3 protein-coding genes are annotated in these 19,750 nt (G+C 72.4%); all 3 read right to left on the bottom strand.

Annotated elements, in window-relative coordinates; translation table 11 throughout:
* Positions 1–2: 2 nt before the first annotated feature.
* Complete coding sequence (locus OG494_RS11570; protein ID WP_328454756.1) at positions 3–1,028, bottom strand: ABC transporter substrate-binding protein; 1,026 nt, start codon at positions 1,026–1,028, stop codon at positions 3–5.
* Between the two features lie 98 nt (positions 1,029–1,126).
* Positions 1,127–1,537 (bottom strand): aspartate 1-decarboxylase, encoded by a 411-nt coding sequence (gene panD, locus OG494_RS11565; RefSeq protein WP_328454754.1) that lies wholly within the window; start codon positions 1,535–1,537, stop codon positions 1,127–1,129.
* A complete protein-coding gene (locus OG494_RS11560) occupies positions 1,522–19,659 on the bottom strand; it encodes an amino acid adenylation domain-containing protein (RefSeq protein WP_442874401.1) in 18,138 nt (6,045 codons plus the stop codon). Before OG494_RS11560 ends, panD begins: the two co-directional genes overlap by 16 nt.
* Positions 19,660–19,750 lie beyond the last annotated feature (91 nt).

Below are 19,750 nucleotides of genomic sequence, written 5' to 3'. Positions count from 1 at the left end.
CCTCAGGCGGTGATGTCGGTGCGGGCGCCCTTCACGACTTCGGCCAGCTTCTGGATGACCGGGGCCGCGAGCACCGGGTTGAACCGCGGCTCGGTCGACCAGTCGGCGAGCTGGTTCGCCTTGACCGCGGGCAGCTGCGCCCACGTCGGGATCGCGGCCAGCTGCTGGCGCGACAACGCGAAGGTGCGGCTGTCGCTGAGGATCAGGTCGGCCGGGTACTTGCCGGCCTGCTCCCAGCTGAGCGTCTCGAAGTAGTCGTCCGCGCCGGCGCCGTTGATGATGTCCAGGCCCAGGTCGCGGTAGTACGCGAGGTCGGCGAAGAACTCCGGCTTGCAGACGTAGAGGTTGTCCTTGTCGCTGGACACCACGAGCACCTTCAGGCCGGGCTTGGACTTGATCGCGGCCTTCAGGTCGTCGGACGCCTTCTGGAAGTCGTCCTTGCCCTTCTTGATCGCGTCGGAGTTCGCGTCACCGCCGAGGGCGACGGCGAGCTGCTCGTAGCGCTCGATCACCTTCGGCAGCGTGACCTTGTACTCCGAGAGCGCGACGATCGGCGCGATCGCCTGGACCTTGGGGCCGAGGTCGTCCTTCAGCACCCACAGGTCGGTCGGCTTGGTGCCGGTGAGCCCGGTGACGACCAGGTCCGGTTTCAGCGCGGCGAACTTCTCCATGCTGAAGTCGTCCCACGCGTTGCCGATCGAGGTGACGGCGTTCAGGTCGATGTTGCCGGCCTGGATCTCCTTGGCGCCGTCGGCGGTCTTCTGCGGGCCGAAGACGCCGATCGGGCGGACGCCGTAGTCCCACAGGGCGGCGGCCGAGCTGGCGTAGGCCACGACCCGCGACGGCCGCTGGTCGCGCGCCGCCTTCTGGTTGCGGTCGTCGGTGAACTCCCACGGCCCGGAGGCGGCGGCCGCCGGCTTGTCGTCACTGCTGCCGCACGCGGTGAGCGCGGCGGCCGCGGCGAGACCGCCGGTGCCGATCAGGAATCCACGCCGGCTGAGCCCGGCACCGCCTTGAAACACGGACATGAGAACCTCTCGCCAAAACTTTAGGGTAGGCACACCTTATTTAGGCGAGCCTGTCTAACGCAACCGCCGTGGCCTACCTGTGTCCACGCCCACCTGCGTCAATTCCGACCGGACAGCTGGGCTTGCGCGCCGGGAACCGGCTCGGCGGGGTCGTGTCCCAGGTGGACCTGCCGGTTGTCGGCGTCGACGTGCACCACCCGCGGCCGGTGCGCGGCACGCTCGGCCTCTTCGACCTGGGCGTAGGTGATGATGATGACCAGGTCGCCCGGGTGCACCAGGTGCGCGGCCGCGCCGTTGATCCCGATCACGCCGGTCCCGGGTTCGCCGGTGATCGCGTAGGTCTCCAGCCGGGCGCCGTTGGTGATGTCGACGATCTGGACCTGCTCGCCCTCGACGATGTCCGCGGCCGCCATCAGCTCGGCGTCGATGGTCAGGGATCCGACGTAGTGCAGGTCGGCCTGGGTGACCGTGGCGCGGTGGATCTTGGCGTTCATCAGGGTGCGCTGCATCGGTTTCCTTGCGTTTCGGTCAGCAGGGCGGCAAGCCCGGCTGCGGTGGGGGTACGGAAGAACTCGGCGATCGGGAGCTCGGTCCCGGTCCGCTCGGTGATCCGGTTGCGCAGGACCACGAGCAGCATCGAATGGCCGCCGAGGGTGAACAGGTCGTCGTCGGCGCCCACGGCGTCGACGTCCAGGACCTCCGCGAACACTTCGCAGAGGGTCTTCTCCAGCGGCGTTTCGGGGGCCCGGCCGCGAGCGTCCAGCTCCGGCACCGGCAGGTCCGCCTTGTCGAGCTTCCCGTTGCGCGTCACGGGGAACGCGTCCAGCGGGACGATCGCCGCGGGCACCATGTACTCCGGCAGCGCGCGGGCGACGAACTCCCGCAGCCGCCGCGGATCCGCTGACGCCGGTGTCGTGTACGCGACCAGCCGCTTGTCCCCCGGCCGGTCCTCGCGGACGATCACGAGCGCCTGGTCGACCCCGGAATGCCGTGCGAGAGCCGTCTCGATCTCGCCCGGCTCGATCCGGAAGCCGCGGATCTTCACCTGGTCGTCGGTGCGGCCGAGGTACTCGAGCTGCCCGTCCGGCCGCCAGCGCACCAGGTCGCCGGTGCGGTACATCCGCGCCCCCGGCGGCCCGAACGGGTCCGCGACGAACCGGTCCGCGGTCAGCGCGGGCCGGTCGTGGTAGCCGCGGGCCAGCCCGGCGCCGGCCAGGTACAGCTCGCCGGGCACGCCGGCCGGGACCGGGGTGAGCCCGCCGTCGAGGACGTACGCCCGGGCGTTGTGCACCGGACGGCCGACCACCGGCCGCTCGCTGTCCGTGACCCGGCCGACCAGAGCGTCCACTGTGGCCTCCGTCGGGCCGTACAGGTTGTACGCCTCGGTGCCCGGGAACGACCGCAGCTCTTCCCACAGCGACTGGGAAACCGCCTCGCCGCCCACGCCGACCACGCTCAGGGCACACGAACCGTCCTCGACGACGCCGGCCGTGGCCAGCTGCGCGAAGTGCGACGGCGTCAGCTCGAGGAAGTCGAGCCCGCGCTCGCGCACCACCGCGGCCAGCCGGTCCGGGTCGCGGCGGGTGTCGTCGTCGACGACGTGCACCTCGTGACCGTCCAGCAGCCACAGCTGCGGCTGCCAGGACGCGTCGAAGAAGAACGCCCACGCGTGCCCGACCCGCAGCCGCCGCCCGCCCGCCGCGGCGACCGCCGGGCGGTAGAGCGTCTCGCGGTGGCTGTGGAACAGGTTCACCAGACCGGAGTGCGGGATGACGACGCCCTTGGGCTTACCTGTGGAGCCGGATGTGTAGAGCACGTACGCCGGGTTCGCCGGTGCCGGCGGGATCAGCTGGGCCGCACTGTCCACAATGTCCTCGACGAACAACACCTGCTCCCCGGGAACGTGAGACCCGAGCGCACGGCTGGTCAGGACCAGCGCTGCGCCGGAGTCGGCGAGGACGGTCGCGATCCGGTCCGCCGGCTGGTCCGGGTCCACCGGCAGGTACGCCGCGCCCGACTTGAACACGCCGAAGATCGCCTCGACGACCGTCGCCGACCGCGGCAGCACCAGGGCCACCACCTGCTCCGGCCCGGCGCCGTGCGACGTCAGCCAGCGAGCCAGCCGGTCGGTCCGCGCAGCGAACTCGCGGAAGGTGACGCTCTCGTGCGCGTCGCTCAGCGCGGTCGCGTCCGGGGTCGCCGCCACCTGCGCGGCCAGCCGGTCGACGACGGTCGGCGCCGCCGTGGTCACCGGCGCGCCGGTGCCCCACTCGCCGAGGATCCGTTGCCGCTCAAGAGGTTCCAGGACGTCGATGCGGCTCAGCGGTCGGTCCGGGTCGGCGACGACCGCGCGCATCAGCCGCACCAGGCGCTCGGTGAGCGTCCGGGCGGTCGGCTCGTCGAACAGGTCGAGGCTGAACTCGAGGTCACCCTCGATGCCGTCAGGCGTTTCGACCAGGTCGAACGACAGGTCGAACTTCGCCTGCCGCAGCCCGGTGTCGCGGTAGGCCGCGTCGAGCCCGAGCAGCTCTTCCGGCTCGGAACCCGAGTGGTAAACGGCGAGCATGACCTGGAACAGCGGGTGCCGGGCCAGGGACCGGGCCGGGTTGAGCAGCTCGACAAGGTGCTCGAACGGCAGGTCCTGGTGGGCGTACGCGGCCAGGTCGGCCTCGCGGACCCGCGCCAGGAGCTGGCGGAACGTCGGGTCGCCGCCCGTGTCGGTGCGCAGCACGAGCGTGTTGACGAAGAACCCGGCCAGATCCTCCAGGGCGTGGTCCATCCGGCCGGCCACCGGGGTGCCGAGCGGGATGTCGGTGCCCGCGCCGAGCCGGGTCAGCAACGCGGCGAGCGTCGCCTGCAGCACCATGAACGTGCTGGTGTCGCTGCCGTTGGCGAGGTCCCGCAGGCCGCGGTGCACCTCGCCGGGCACGGTGAACGGCACCGCCGCGCCGCGGTTGGTCGAGCGTGCCGGGCGGGGCCGGTCCGCCGGGAGCGCCAGCTCGTCCGGAATGCCGGCCAGGGTGTCGCGCCAGAACGCCGCCTGGCGGCCGATCAGGCTGTCCGGGTCGTCGGCGTGGCCGAACATCTCCCGCTGCCACAGCGTGTAGTCGACGTACTGCACCGGCAACGGCGTCCACTGTGGACGCTCACCGCGCAGACGCGCGGCGTACGCGGTGTCGAGGTCCCGCTTCAACGGCGGGAGCGACCAGCCGTCGCCGGCGATGTGGTGCACCAGCAGCACGAACACGTGCCGCTCCGGCCCGGCGGAGACGAGCGTGGCCCGCACCGGGATCTCGGCGTCCAGGGTGAAGCAGTAACCCGCCGCCTCCGCGACACGGTCCACGAGGTCCGCGTCGGTCGCGGTCTCGGTGACCAGCACCGGGCGGGCGCGCTCGTCGCCGGGGCTCAGCACGATCTGGTGGGGTGTGCCGTGGTCCTCGGCGAGGATCGTCCGGAGGATCTCGTGACGGGCCACGACGTCGCCGAGCGCCGTCCGCAGCGCGTCGGCGTCGACCGGGCCGGTCAGTTCCCACGCCCACGGGATGTTGTAGGTCGCGGACAGGCCGTCCAGCCGGTCGAGGAACCACAGCCGCCGCTGGGCGAACGACAGCGGCAGGACCTCCGGCCGCTGAACCGGCACCAACGCCGGACGGCTGCTGCGGCCGGGATCGAGCAGCTCGGCGAGGCGGGCCGGGGTCGGCGCGTCGAACACCGCGCGGATCGGCACCTCGACGCCGAGCAGCGCGCGGATGCGGCTGACCAGGCGCGTCGCCAGCAGCGAGTGCCCGCCGAGGGTGAAGAAGCCGTCGTCGGGACCGACCGGTCCGACGCCGAGGACGTCGGCGAACAGCTCGCACAACGCCTGCTCCGCCGGGGTTCGCGGGGCACGCCCGGTGGCGCGCGCCTCGGGTGCCGGAAGCGCGCGGCGGTCGAGCTTGCCGTGGGCGTTCACCGGCAGTTCCGGCAGCACGACGATCACCGAGGGCACGAGGTACTCCGGCAGCCGCGCGGCGACCAGCGTCCGCAGCGCCACCGGGTCGGGGCGGTCGCCCACGACGTAGGCGACCAGGCGGTTCTCGCGGGCGATGACGACCGCGCGAGCGACTGACGGGTCGGCCGTCAGCACGGCTTCGACCTCGCCCGGCTCGACGCGGAAGCCGCGGATCTTGAACTGCTGATCGGCGCGGCCGAGGAACTCCAGCGCGCCGTCCGGACGTCGCCGGACCAGGTCGCCGGTGCGGTACATCCGCTCCCCCGGCTCGAACGGCGAGGCCACGAACCGCTCCGCGCTCAGCGCCGGACGACCGAGGTAGCCCCGGGCGAGCCCGGCGCCGGCCAGGTACAGCTCGCCGCGCACGCCCGGCGGCACCGGTCGCAGCGCGGCGTCGAGGACGTACGCGCGGGTGTTCGCGACGGGCCGTCCGATGGCCACGGGCCCGCAGACCTGCGCCAGGCTGTCGCCCGCGACCTCTGAGCAGCCGTACAGGTTCACCAGTTTCGCCGACGCCCAGCGCCGGGCCACCTTCGCGGCGAGGGCCGCGGAAAGCGGTTCGCCACTGGTGATCCACGTCGTGACCGAGTCGACGGCGGTGTCTTCCACGTCTTCCACGAAGGTGTCGAGCAGGCTGGGCACGACGGTCAGCACCTGGGCGCCGCTGCTGCGCACCAGTTCGGCGAGGGCGTGCGGGTCGGTGGCCGTCACGTCGTCGGCGAGGACCACCGGGTCGCCCGCGACGAGCCCGCCGAGCAGCTCGGTCGAGCCGTCGATGAACGTCAATGCGCTCTTCGCCACGCGCACGCCCGGGGCGAGATCCCGGCCCCAGTGCAGGCGGTTGGCCAGGGCCCGCTGGGTGCCCGCGACCGCCTTCGGGCGTCCGGTCGAGCCGGACGTGAAGATCACGTACGCCGGGTTGTCCGGGCTGATCTCCGGCCACTCGGCCGGTTCGGGCGCGATCTCGTCCGGCTTCACCAGCCGGTCGCCGAACCCGTCGTGCGCGACAACCAGGTGCGGTGCCGCGTCGGTGAGCATCAGCTCGACACGCTCGGCCGGGTGATTCAGGTCCAGCGGGAGGTAGGCGGCGCCGGTCTTCAGGACCGCCAGGAGCGCGGTCACCAGCTCGACCGACCGCGGGAGCGCGACGGCCACGACCCGCTCCGGCCCGGCGCCCCGCAAGAGCAGCGCGCAGGCGAAAGCCGTCGCCCGGGCGTCCAGGTCGGCGTAGGTCAAGTGTTGCGTGCCGAAGATCAGTGCCGTGGCGTCCGGGGTCCGGGCGGCCTGGGCGGCGAACAGCCCGGCCGTCGTCTCGGCTGGGAGCGGCGTGTCGATCTCGGCCTGGCCGAGCTGCTCGTGTTCGGCGTCGGTGAGCACGTCGATCGAGCCGATCCGGGTGTCCGGGTCGGCGACGACCGCGCGCAGCAACGCGCGGAGCCGCCCCAGGATCGCTTCGACGCTCGCGCGGTCGAAGACGTCGCTGTTGTACTCCGCCGTACCGCGGATGCCGGTCTGGTTGCCGGGCCGCTCGCCGACAAAAAGCGTCAGGTCGGCGCGAGCGGTGCCGGTGCGGACCGGTTCCTCCTCGACGGTCAGGCCGGGCAGGGCGAGGTCGGCGACGGCGTTGTTCTGCCAAGCGAGCATCGTCTGGAACAGCGGCGCGTACGCCAGCGAACGGGTCGGGTTGAGCGCCTCCACCAGGCGTTCGAACGGGACGTCCTGGTGCGCGTAGGCGTCCAGGCTGCGGTCGCGCACCCGGGCGACCAGGTCGCGGAACGACGGGTCGCCGTCGGTGCCGACGCGCAGCACCAGGGTGTTGACGAAGAACCCGACGAGGTCGTCGAGCGCCTGGTCCGTGCGGCCGGCGATGGACGTGCCGATCGGGACGTCGGTGCCCGCGCCGAGTCGCGTGAGGACGGCGGTGAGGCCGGCGTGCACGACCATGAACACGCTGGCGCCGCAGGCACGAGCGAGCTCGACGAGTCCACTGTGGAGGCTGGCGTCCCAGCCGAACGAGAACTGTTCGCCCTGGTAGGAGGCTTCCGCCGGGTGCGGCCGGTCGGTCGGCAGCTCGATCCGCTCCGGCAGGTCCGCGAGGACCTCTCGCCAGTAGGCCAGCTGTGGTTCGATCACCTGCTCGCCGAGGACGTCGCGCTGCCAGAGCGTGTAGTCCGCGTACTGCACCGGCAACGGCGTCCACTCGGGACGCTCGCCGGCGCGGCGGGCGGTGTAGGCGGTGGCGAGGTCGCGCCACAGCGGCGCGGTCGACCAGCCGTCCGAGGCGATGTGGTGGAACACCAGCACCAGGACGTGCTCGCGAGCACTCAGACGCAGCAGTTCCGCGCGCAGCGGGACTTCCGATTCCAGCTCGAACACGGTGCGGGCCACTTCGGACACCGCGTCGGCAAGGGTGGCTTCGGTGACCTCGCGGGTGTGCAGCGGGATGGTGACACCTTCGAGGACCTGCTGCCGGGCCTCGCCGTCGACCTCCGGGAACACGGTCCGCAGGGCTTCGTGGCGTTCGACCACATCGGACAGTGCGGTCTGCAACGCCGAGACGTCGAGGTCGCCGGTGAGCCGGACCGCGGGCGGCATGTTGTACGTCGCCGACGGGCCCTCCAGGCGGTGCAGGAACCACAGCCGCTGCTGGGCGAACGACAACGGCAGGGCGTCCGGCCGCGGGTCGGCGCGCACCAGGGCGGGCCGGGCCACCGACGAGTCCATGGTGGACAGCAAGGCGGCGAGCCCGGCCACGGTCGGCGTCTCGAACACCGACCGCACCTGCAGCTCGACGCCGAACACCGCGCGCACCCGGGCGACGAGACGGGTTGCCATCAGCGAGTGCCCGCCGAGGGCGAAGAAGTCGTCGTCGACGCCGATCGAGGCCGCGTCCAGGACCTCGGCGAAGAGCCCGCACAGGACTTCCTCCACCGGGGTGCGCGGGGCGCGTCCGGCCGTGACTTCCTGCTTGTCCGGGCTCGGGAGGGCGCGGCGGTCGAGCTTGCCGGAGGCGAGCAGCGGCAGCCGGTCGAGCACGACGAACGCCGAGGGCACCATGTACTGCGGCAGCCGGTCGCGGACGTGCGCCCGCAACGCCGTCACCAGCGCGCTCGTGTCGCGTTGTCCGGCCGGGTGGTTGCCGAGCGTGCCGAGCGCGGCCCGGACCGGTCGGGCGCGGTGGATCCGGATCGGGTCGCCGGTGGTGAACACGACCTCCAGCGCACCTTCCTGCGCGGCGACGGTCGGGTACACCCGGTAGCCCAGCTTCGCACCCAGTGCCTGCAGCGTCTCGGGGTCCACTCCGGACGGCTCACCGTCCAAAGCGGACAACGCGGCGTCCACATCCCCCGAAGCCAGCGCGGCGACGGCGGTCAGCTCACCGGACAGGCGGGCGTTCGGCACCCCGGTGACGCGCAGCCGCGCGGGGCGCTCGGTCAGGAGCCGCTCCAGCTCGGCCACGGACTCGAACGTGACGACGTCCTCGTCAACCGGGGCCGGTTTCGGCGCCTTCCGCAGGACGACGTCGTAGCGGTGCCGGGTCAGCTCGTTGTGTGCCTGGCCGCGCTTGAACCACAGGTCGACGTCCTCGAAGCCGTCCAGGCTCCGAGCAAGAACCGCGAAGAAGTCCGGGTCGAGGACGAGTTCGCCGTCACGGGCGATCGCCTGGTCGACCGCGGCGGTGGTCCGCCGGCCGTGCCGAAGTTCGGTCGCCGTGCGGAACGCCCGCAGCGAGCGCAGGTTCCGGATGTCGCCCAGGAAGAGCACGCCGCCGGGCCGGACGCGCGCGGCGGCGGTCCGGATGACCTCGGCGAGGTACTCGACGCTGGGGAAGTACTGCGCCACGGAGTTGATGATCACCGTGTCGAACGGCTCGTCCGGCAGCTCGCCGAGGTCGTGCGCCGGCCGGGCCGCGACGTGCACCTTGCCCGCCAGGTCCGGCCGGCCGGCCAGCTCGCGGCGCAGGTTGGCGATCGCCTTCTCGGACAGGTCGACGCCCCAGTACGCCTCGGCGTCCGGCGCGATCCGCGAGAGGATCAGGCCGGACCCGACGCCGACCTCGAGCACGCGCTTCGGCCGCAGCGCCTGGATGCGTTCGATCGTCGCCGCGTGCCACTCGCGCATCTCGCCGAGGGGGATCTCCGAGCCGTCGTAGCTGGAGTTCCACCCCGTGAAGTTCTCTTCGAAACCCCCGGCCGCGGCGTCGTCGAAGACGTTCTCGTGCAGTTCACGCCACTCGCCGACGTGGTCCAGCTCGGCTTCTTCGTCGCGGCTCGCGGCCGGGACGGCGTAGGCGACGAGCCGCCCGTCCTGCGCCAGCACCACGGACTGCGCGACGGCCGGGTGCTCGGTGATCACGGCTTCGATCTCACCCGGTTCGATGCGGTAGCCGCGGATCTTGACCTGGTCGTCGGCCCGGCCCAGGAACACGAGCCGGCCGTCCGGCAGCCACTTCACCAGGTCACCGGTGCGGTAGAGCCGCCCGCCGGAACCGAACGGGTCGGCCACGAACCGCTCCGACGTCAGCCCGGCGCGGCCCAGGTAGCCACGGGCCAGGCCCGAGCCGGCGAGGTACAGCTCCCCCACCACACCCGGCGGGACCGGCCGCAGTCCGGCGTCGAGGACGTACGTGCGGGTCCCGGGGTCGGGGATGCCGATGGGCACGACCGTCGCGTCGGCGAGTGCGACCGGGTCGCTCTCGCCGAGCGTCGAGTTGGTGGTCGCCTCGGTCGGGCCGTAGGCGTTGAACATCCGCCGTCCCGGCGCCCAGCGTCGGACCAGCTCCGGCGACACGCGCTCGGTGCCCGCGAGCAGGACGCTGTCGCGCGGCAGGTCACAGTCCGCCGGCATCGCGTCGAGCAACGCCGGCGGGAGGATCATGAAGTCCGCGCCGTGCTCATGGGCGTACTCGGTCAGCGCGGGCCCGGCGACCCGGCGCTCGGCCGGGACGACGATCAGGCGGCCGCCGGAGAGCAGGCCGAGGCACAGGTCCCAGAACGCGACGTCGAAGCTCGGCGACGCGAACTGCAGAACCCGGCTGTGCGGTCCGATCCCGAACCGCTCCTTCTGGGTCGCCACCAGCTTCGCGACACCCGAGTGCTGCAGCACGACACCCTTGGGACGCCCGGATGAGCCGGACGTGTAGATGACGTAGGCCGCGTTCTCCGGCGTGACCGGCACGGCCGGGTCCACAGTGGACATCGTGGGCAAGTCGTCCAGGAGCACGCGCGGGACGTCGGCGGGCAGCTTGCCGTCGATCTCGCGGGTGGTCACCACGCACACCGGCGCGGCGTCGGAGACCATGAACGCGATCCGGTCGCCCGGGTAGTCGACGTCGATCGGCAGGTAGGCGGCACCGGCCTTGAGCACGGCCAGCTCCGCGACGATCATCTCGACCGACCGCGGCACCGCCAGCGCGACGACCTTCTCGAGCCCGGCGCCGCGTTCGATCAGCAGGTGGGCGAGCTGGTTGGCTCGCGCGTCGAGTTCGGCGTAGGTCAGCTCGACGTCCTCGAAGACGAGCGCCACGGCGTCCGGGGCCTCGGCCACCCGGCGCGCGAACATCCCGGGGAACGTCTCGGTGCCCGCCGGTTCGAGGCTGCCCGCCCAGCGGGTCAGCACCAGGTCGCGCTCGTCGCCCGCCAGGAGGTCCAGGGCGCCGACCGCGCGGTCCGGCTCGGCCAGCGCCGCGCGCAGCAGCACTTCGAGCCGGCGCAGGATGGCGTCGGCGCCCGGGTGCTCGAAGACGTCCGCGTTGAACTCCAGGACACCGGCGATCCCGGCTTCCCGCTCGGTGAGCGAGATCGAGAGGTCGAACTTGGACGTCCCGGTGGTCACCGGGATCTCGGTGACGGTCAGGCCGGGCAGGGTGACCTCGGCGCGGGTGTTGTTCTGCCCGGCGATCATCACCTGGAACAGCGGGTGGTACGACAGCGAGCGGGCCGGATTGAGCACCTCCACCAAGCGCTCGAACGGGACGTCCTGGTGGGCGTACGCGTCGAGGTTGCGTTCCCGGACGCGGCCGACGAGGTCGCGGAACGTCGGCTCCCCGCCGGTGTCGACGCGCAGCACCAAGGTGTTGACGAAGAACCCGACGAGATCGTCGAGGGCCTGGTCGGTGCGGCCGGCGATGGGTGAGCCGATCGGGACGTCCGGGCCCGCGCCGAGCCGGGTCAGCAGCGCGGCGAGGGCGGCGTGCACGACCATGAACACACTGGCGCCGCACTCGCGCGCCAAAGCGGACAGTCCGGCGTGGAGACCGGCGTCCCAGGTGAAGGTGTGCAGTTCGCCGCGGAACGTCGCGGTCATCGGGTGCGGCCGGTCGAGGGGCAGCTCGATCCGGTCGGGCAGGCCGTCGAGGGTGTCGCGCCAGTAGTCGAGCTGGGCGGTGAGGACGGAGTCCGGGTCGTCCTCGCGGCCGAGCAGATCCTGTTGCCACAGGGTGTAGTCGGCGTACTGCACCGGCAACGGCGTCCACTGCGGACGCTCGCCCGAGCGGCGGGCGGTGTAGGCGGTGGCGATGTCGCGCCACAGCGGTGCCATCGACCAGCCGTCGGAGGCGATGTGGTGGAACACGAGGGCCAGCACGTGCTCGCCGTCGGCCAGGCGCAGTAGTTCCGCGCGCATCGGCGCGTGCTGTTCGAGGTCGAACGAACCCCGGACGAGACCGGTCAGGGCGCCGTCGAGGTCGGCGACCTCTCGCACCGGCAGATCGACTTCGCCGGCCGGGAGGATGTCCTGGTACGGGACGCCGTCGTGCTGCGGGAAGCGGGTCCGCAGGGCTTCGTGCCGGGCGACCACATCGGACAGTGCGGCCCGCAACGCCTCGACGTCGAGGTCGCCGGCCAGACGCATGATCAACGGCACGTTGTAGGTCGCGGACGGGCCTTCGAGGTGGTGCAGGAACCACAGCCGCTGCTGGGCGCCCGACAGCGGGACCAGTGCCGGCCGCTCCACGGGGACCAGCGGCGGCCGGGCGGGTCCGCTGCCGACGGAGATCAGCTCGGCCAGGCCCGCCGCCGTCGGCGTCTCGAACACCGAGCGGACTTCCAGCTCCGCGTTCAGGGTCGCGCGGATGCGGGCGATGAGCCGGGTGGCCAGCAGGGAATGGCCACCGAGGGTGAAGAAGCTGTCGTCCGGGCCGACCCGCGGCAGACCGAGGACGTCGGCGAACAGCTCGCACAGCTGCCGTTCGACCGGGGTGCGCGGCTCGCGATCCGACGTCGGCGCCACGGGGTCGGGCGAAGGCAGGGCGCGGCGGTCGAGCTTGCCGTTGGCCGTCACCGGGAGCGCGTCGAGCACGACGATCGCCGACGGGACCATGTGCTCCGGCAAGTTCTCGGCGGCCAGCGCGCGCAGGTCCGCGGACATTGTGCTGATCCGGCGGAAGCGCCCGGGGTTGCCGGTGTAGGACAGCAGCGGTTCGCGTCCCGGCCGGAAGGCGCCGGCGACCGAGCCGGTCGTGAACACGACGTCGACCGAGCCGTCGCCTTCGGCCGACCAGGTGACGGCCGTGGTGTAGCCGTGAGCGTCGCCCAGGTCGTACCAGTCCTGCGGGTTGACGCCGTCGGTGACGCGGCCGTTCGGCACGCCGTTGATCCGGACAGCACCGTCGAGCACGACGTCGTCTACTGAGGACACTTCCGTGCCCCACGTCAGCGTCTTGACCGCCGGTGCCTCGACCGGTGACGTGTGGAGGACGACGTCGTAGCGGAACTGGGTGAGTTCGTTGACGCCACGCCCGCGCTTGACGCGGATGTCCGCGGTGACGCCCTCCAGCCCGGCGAAGAACTCCGGTGCGACGAGAAGTTCTTTCTCCCGCAGGAGAGCCTGTTCGACGTCTCCCCCGCGCTGCCGGGCAACCTCGGTGTGGAACGCCCGGACCTGACGCAGGTCGCGGACGTCACCGACGAAGACGGTCCCGCCCGGAGCCAGCAGGCCGACAGCCTTACGCAGCACGTCGAGGAGGTACGTCCCGCTCGGGAAGTACTGGACGACCGAGTTCAGCACGATCGTGTCGAAGTACCCGGCCGGGAGGCCTGCGACGTCGGCGGCGTCGCCGGTCCGCAGCTCGACGCGGTCCGCGAGCGCCGGATCGGCCGCGACCCGGCGGCCCAGCGAGGCGATCACCTCGGCGGAGAAGTCCGTGCCCCAATAGGACTCGCAGTGCGGGGCCAGCTCGGTCAGCAGCAGGCCGGTGCCGACGCCCAGCTCGAGGACGCGCCGCGGCCGCGTCTCGCGGATGCGCGTGACGATGGCGTCGCGCCACTCGCGCATCTCGTCGCGGGGAATCGGCTCGCCGGTGTAGCTGGAGTTCCAGCCTTCGAAGTCGTCGGTGGCGCCGGAGTACATCGCGTCGTACAGCTCACGCCACTCGCCGACCTGCTCGGTCTCGTCCGTGGCCGACGCGGGAGTCTCGGCGGGCACGACGTATCCGACGAGCCGGACGTCCCCGGGGCGATCTTCCCGGGCGACGACGACCGCGTGCGCGACGTCGTCGTGCGCGGCCAGCGTCGCGGCGATCTCGCCCGGCTCCACGCGGAAGCCGCGGATCTTGATCTGCTCGTCGCCGCGGCCGAGGAACTCGCACACGCCGTCGGCGCGGAACCGGGCGACGTCACCGGTGCGGTACATCCGGGAACCCGGCTCGCCGTACGGGTCGGCGATGAACCGTTCCGCGCTCAACCCCGGCCGGCCGAGGTAACCGCGGGCGAGCTGGACTCCGGCGAGGTACAGCTCACCGGGTGTGCCCGGCGGGACCGGGCGCAGTGCCGCGTCGAGGACGTACGTGCGGGTGTTCCACACCGGACGTCCGATCGGGACGGTCGTCTCGTCGGCCGAGGTGCGCCAGGACGTCACGTCGACCGAGGCTTCGGTCGGGCCGTAGAGGTTGTGCAGCTCGGCGTCCAGGACCTGACCGAACCGCGCGACGGCCTCGGGCGGCAGCGCCTCACCACTGCACAGGACCCGGCGCAGGCTCGTGCACTCCGCCGCGGCGGGCTCCTGCAGGAAGACCTGGAGCATCGACGGGACGAAGTGGACGGTCGTGACGTCGTGCTCGCGGATCAGCCGCGCGAGGTAGGCCGGGTCCTTGTGGCCGTCGGGCCGGGCCACGACCTCGGTGGCGCCGGTGAGCAGCGGCCAGAGGAACTCCCAGACCGAGACGTCGAAGCTGGACGGCGTCTTCTGCAGCACCCGGTCGTCGCCGGTCAGGCCGTATTCGTGCTGCATCCACAGCAGCCGGTTGACGATGCCCGCGTGCGGCACGACGACGCCCTTGGGCCGGCCCGTCGAGCCGGAGGTGTAGATGACGTAGGCCGGGTTTTCCGGCCGGAGCACGACGTCCGGGGCCTTGGCCGGGAACCCGGCCGCCGTCACCGGCTCGTCCAGCAGCAGTGCGCCGGGGAGCGCGGTTTCCGTCGTGGCCAGCACCAGCGCGGGTTCGGCGTCTTCGAGCATGAACGCGATCCGCTCGGCCGGGTAGCCCGGGTCGAGCGGCAGGTAGGCCGCGCCCGCCTTGAGCACGGCGAGGATGGCCGTGACCAGGTGCGTCGAGCGCGGGAGTGCGAGCGCGACCACCTTCTCGGGTCCCGCTCCGCGTGCGACGAGGGCCTGGGCCAGGCGGTTCGACGCCGCGTCCAGCTCGGCGTAGGTGAGCCGGTCGTCCTCGAAGACCAGGGCCGGGTGGTCCGGCGTCCGCGCGACCTGCGCGGCGAACAGCTCGGGCACGGTGACCGCGGGGACGTCCTCGACGGCGCCCGACCAGACGGCGTCCAGTCCTTCCCGCTCGACCTCGGTGAGCACGTCGAGCGATCCGAGCCGGCGGTCCGGGGCCGACACGACCTGGCGCAGCAGGACTTCCAGGCGCGCGAGAATGGCGTCCACGGTCGAGCGGTCGAAAACCTCGGCGTTGAACTCGGCCTGGCCGGTGATGCCGTCGGCGTGCTCGGTGAGGGAGAACCAGAGGTCGAACTTCGCGGTGCCGGTGCCGACGGGCTGCTCGGTCACCGTCAGCCCGGGCAGTTCGACGCCGGAACCGGGCGTGTTCTGCCAGGCGAGCATGGTCTGGAACAGCGGGTGGTGCGCCAGCGACCGTGCCGGGTTCAGTGCCTCGACCAGGCGCTCGAACGGGACGTCTTGATGGGCGTACGCGTCGAGGCTGCGCTCCCGGACCCGCGCGACGAGGTCGCGGAACGTCGGGTCGCCGCCGGTGTCGACGCGCAGGACGAGCGTGTTGACGAAGAACCCGACGAGGTCGTCGAGGGCCTGGTCGGACCGGCCGGCGATGGGCGTGCCGATCGGGATGTCGGTGCCGCCGCCGAGCCGCGAGAGCAGCGCGGTCAGGCCCGCGTGGACGACCATGAACGGGCTGGCGCCGCACGCTCGCGCGAGGTCGCCGAGTCCGGTTTGGAGTCCGGCGTCCCAGGCGAAGGTGAAGAACCCGCCGCGGTAGGCGGACACGGCCGGGTGCGGCCGGTCGAGCGGGAGGCTGATCCGCTCGGGCAGGCCGTCGAGGGTCGCGCGCCAGTAGCCGAGCTGGGCGGCTTCTTCGGTGGCGAGGAGTTCGCGTTGCCAGAGGGTGTAGTCGGCGTACTGGACCGGCAACGGCGTCCACTGCGGAGCCTCGCCCTGGCGGCGGGCGCCGTACGCCGTGGCGATGTCCCGCCACAGCGGCGACAGCGACCAGCCGTCGGCGGCGATGTGGTGGAGGACGAGCACCAGGACGTGGCGCCGCGAGTCGATCGTCAGCAGCTCGGCGCGGACCGGCACCCCGGCGCCGAGCTCGAAGACCTCGCGCACGAGAGCGTCCACAATGGAGTCCACCGCGGACTCGGCGACCGTCCGCACGTCCAGTTCGACCTCGACGGTGGGCAGGACCTGCTGGTAGGCCACGTCGTCCGCGACCGGGAACACCGTCCGCAGGGCCTCGTGGCGGCCGAGCACGTCGTGCAGGGCAGCCTGCAGCGCCTCGACGTCCAGTTCGCCGGACAACCGCATGACAAGCGGGACGTTGTAGGTCGCCGAGCCGCCTTCGAGGCCGTGCAGGAACCACAGCCGCTGCTGCGCGAACGACAGCGGGAGCCGCTCCGGTCGCTCCTCGACGCGTTCGAGCGGCCGCCGTTCGGTGCCCGACGCGGCACCGGACAGGAGGTCGGCGAGGCCGGCCACGGTCGGCGCGTCGAATACCGCGCGCACCGGGATGTCGGCGCCGACGGCCGCGCGGATGCGCTGGATCAGCCGGGTCGCCATCAGGGAGTGTCCGCCGAGGGCGAAGAAGTCGTCATCCGGCCCGACCCGCGGCACGCCGAGGACGTCCGCGAACAGCTCGCACAGCAGCTGCTCGACGGGGTTGCGAGGCGCGCGGCCCGGCCCGGCGGTGAACCGCTCCGGCGCCGGCAGGGCCTTGCGGTCGAGCTTGCCCGAGGCCAGCACCGGCAGCTTGTCGAGCACGACGAACGCCGTCGGCACCATGTACTGCGGCAGCCGGTCCCGCACGTGCGACCGCAGCGACGCCACCAGCGCGCCGGTCTCGCGCCGGGCGGCCGGGTTGTTGGCGTACGACGCCGGTGCCCCCGTGCTCCGCACCGGCCGGTAGGCCGCGTCCGGCGTCGACCGGCTGAAGACGGCCTCCAGCTCCCCGGCCGCAGCGGGGGTGACCGCCACGCGGTAGCCGGCCCGCTCCGCGAGCCGGTGCAGGTCCTCCGGGTCGACGCCGTCACGCACGTCCAAGACCCGCACCGCCGCCGGGTCACCTTCGTCGAGGGCGCGAACCGCGGCGAGTTCGCCGGCGAGCCGCGCGTCCGGGACGCCGGTGACGCGCAGCCGCTCCGGCGTCTCGGCGGTCAGGAACCCTTCCACCGCAGCGAGATCGCCGAACGCGATGACCTGCTCCTCGACCGGCGATGGCCGGGGCGCCTTGCGCAGGACGACGTCGTAGCGGTGCCGGGTCAGCTCGTTGTGCGCGTCGCCGCGCTTGACCCACAGGTCGACGTCGTCGAAGCCGTCGAGGCTCCGGGCCAGGGCCGGGAAGAAGTCGGGATCGAGGACGAGTTCGCCTTCGCGGGCGATCGCCTGGTCCACGGCGGCGACGTCACCGCGGTCGTGCCGCAGCTCGACGGCCGTCCGGAACGCGCGCAAGGAGCGGAGGTTGCGGATGTCGCCGAGGAAGATCGTGCCACCCGGGGCGAGGAGCCCGGCGGCGGTCCGGACGACTTCGGCGAGGTAGTCCGCGCTCGGGAAGTACTGGGCGACCGAGTTGACGATCACCGTGTCGAACGGCTCGGCCGGCAGTTCGCCGAGGTCGTGCGCGGGACGTGCGGCGAGGTGGACCTTGCCCGCCAGTTCCGGCATCGCGGCGACCTCGCGCCGCACGTTCTCGACGGCGCTCTCGGAAAGGTCGACGCCCCAGTAGGTTTCGGCGTCCGGGGCGATCCGGGAGAGGATGAGGCCGCTGCCGACGCCGATCTCCAGGACCCGCTTCGGCCGCAGCGCTCGGATGCGCTCGATCGTCGCCGCGTGCCACTCGCGCATCTCGTCGAGGGGCAGGTCGGAGCCGTCGTAGCTGGAGTTCCAGCCGGCGAAGTTCTCCTCGATGCCGGTGGAGCCGGCGAGCATCTCCTCGTGGACGTCGTGCCACTCGGCGACGTGGCCCTGCTCGGCCGCACGGTCCGGGACCGGCACGGCGTAGGCGTATAGGTGTCCGTCCTGCGCGACGACGACGGACTGGGCGACGCGCGGGTGCTCGGCCAGCACGGACTCGATCTCGCCGAGTTCGATGCGGTAGCCGCGGATCTTGACCTGGTCGTCGGCCCGGCCCAGGAACACCAGACGGCCATCCGGCAGCCACTTCACCAGGTCACCGGTGCGGTAGAGCCGCCCGCCGGAACCGAACGGGTCGGCCACGAACCGCTCCGACGTCAGCCCGGCGCGGCCCAGATAGCCACGCGCCAAGCCGGATCCCGCGAGGTACAGCTCCCCCACCACGCCGACCGGGACGGGCGCGAGGAACGCGTCGAGCACGTACGCGCGGGTGCCGGGGTCCGGGACGCCGATCGGCACGGCCGAGGCCGGCGTGCTCTCCGGGTCGCAGAGCCCGAGCGTCGAGTTGGTGGTCGCTTCGGTCGGGCCGTAGGCGTTGAACATCCGCCGGCCCGGCGCCCAGCGTCGCACCAGCTCCGGCGACACGCGTTCGGTGCCGGCCAGCAGGACGCTGTCGCGCGGCAGGTCGCAGTCCTCGGGGAACTCCGCGAGCAGCGCGGGCGGGAGGATCATGAAGTCGACGCCGTGCTCGCGCGCGTAGTCGGCCAGCTCCGGGCCGGGGACGCGCCGTTCGGCCGGGACGACCACCAGCCGTCCGCCGGAGAGCAGTCCCAGGCAGAGGTCCCAGAACGCGACGTCGAAACTCGGCGACGCGAACTGCAGCACCCGGCTCTGCGGGCCCACGCCGAACCTCTGCGACTGCGTCGCGACGAGCTTCGCGACACCCGCGTGGGACACGATGACGCCCTTGGGGCGCCCGGTGGAGCCGGACGTGTAAATGACGTAGGCCGCGTTGGCCGGGGCGATCGCCGCGCCCGGGTCGGTCGCCGGCGCGTCTTCCAGGGAGATCTCGTCGAGCAGCAGGACGTCGCCGTCGAACCGGTCGGCCAGCTCACTCGTGGTCACGACGCACACCGGACCGGCGTCGGCGACCATGAAGGTGATCCGCTCGGCCGGGTAGTCCTGGTCGAGCGGCAGGTAGGCGGCGCCTGCCTTGAGCACGGCCAGTTCCGCCACAATCATCTCGACCGACCGCGGCACGGCCAGCGCGACCACCTGCTCGGGCCCGGCGCCACGGCCGATCAGGACGTGGGCGAGCCGGTTCGCCCGTTCGTCGAGTTCGGCGTAGGTGATCTCGATGTCCTCGAAGACCAGCGCGACCGAGCCGGGCGCCTCGCGGACGCGGGCGGCGAACAGTTCCGGCAGCGTCGCCGGCGGCGTCTCGAGGTCGGTGTCGTTCCACTCTTCGAGCATCCGGCGCAGTTCCGGCTCCGGCACCAGGTCCAGCCGCGTGACCGGCCACTGTGGACGTTCCAGGGCGGCCACCAGGAGGTGGTGCAGGTGGCCGAGCATCCGGTCCACAGTGGACTCGTCGAGCACCTCACCGCGGTACCGCGCCTCGAGGACGCCGTCGCCGAGATCGACCACCAGGTCGAGCGGCAGGGTCGTCTCGGCGGCGAAGCCGACGTTGACCAGCACCGAGCCGCCCCGGCCGCGCTCCGGCTGCAGGTCGCGGACCAGGTCGTCGAACGGCACCTCGTGCGCCAAGGCCTCCTCGCGGGCCGTCCGCACGCGCGCGGCGACGTCGTCGAAGCCGGGTGAGCCGCCCAGGTCGACGCGCAGCGGCACGAGGGAGCCGATGCCGAGCACGACGTCGGCCGTGCCGGCGTACCGGTGCAGCAGGACGACGAAGGCCGACAGCACGATCAGGTCGGCGTCGTCGCCCAGCGACAACGGCAGCTCCCGCGTAAGCCGATCCCGTGGCGGGGCCGGCTCCGCGGGGTGGGGCCGGTCGACCGGCAGCGGCAGTTCCTTCGGCGCCGACGCGAGGCGATCACGCCAGAACCCGAGGTCCGCGACCTGCACAGCGTCACCGTTGCTCACCGGTAGACCAGCCTCCCGCTGCTGACGGCACCCCGAACGGGGTGCGAACTTAGGTGAACCTAACAAACCGAGGGTGAGGATGCACTCCTGT

Origin of the sequence: Amycolatopsis sp. NBC_00438 (assembly GCF_036026695.1) — a bacterium.
In the GTDB taxonomy this organism is placed as follows: domain Bacteria; phylum Actinomycetota; class Actinomycetes; order Mycobacteriales; family Pseudonocardiaceae; genus Amycolatopsis.
Note: the sequence above shows the minus strand (reverse complement) of the source record. Positions and strands in the feature narration are given on the sequence as shown.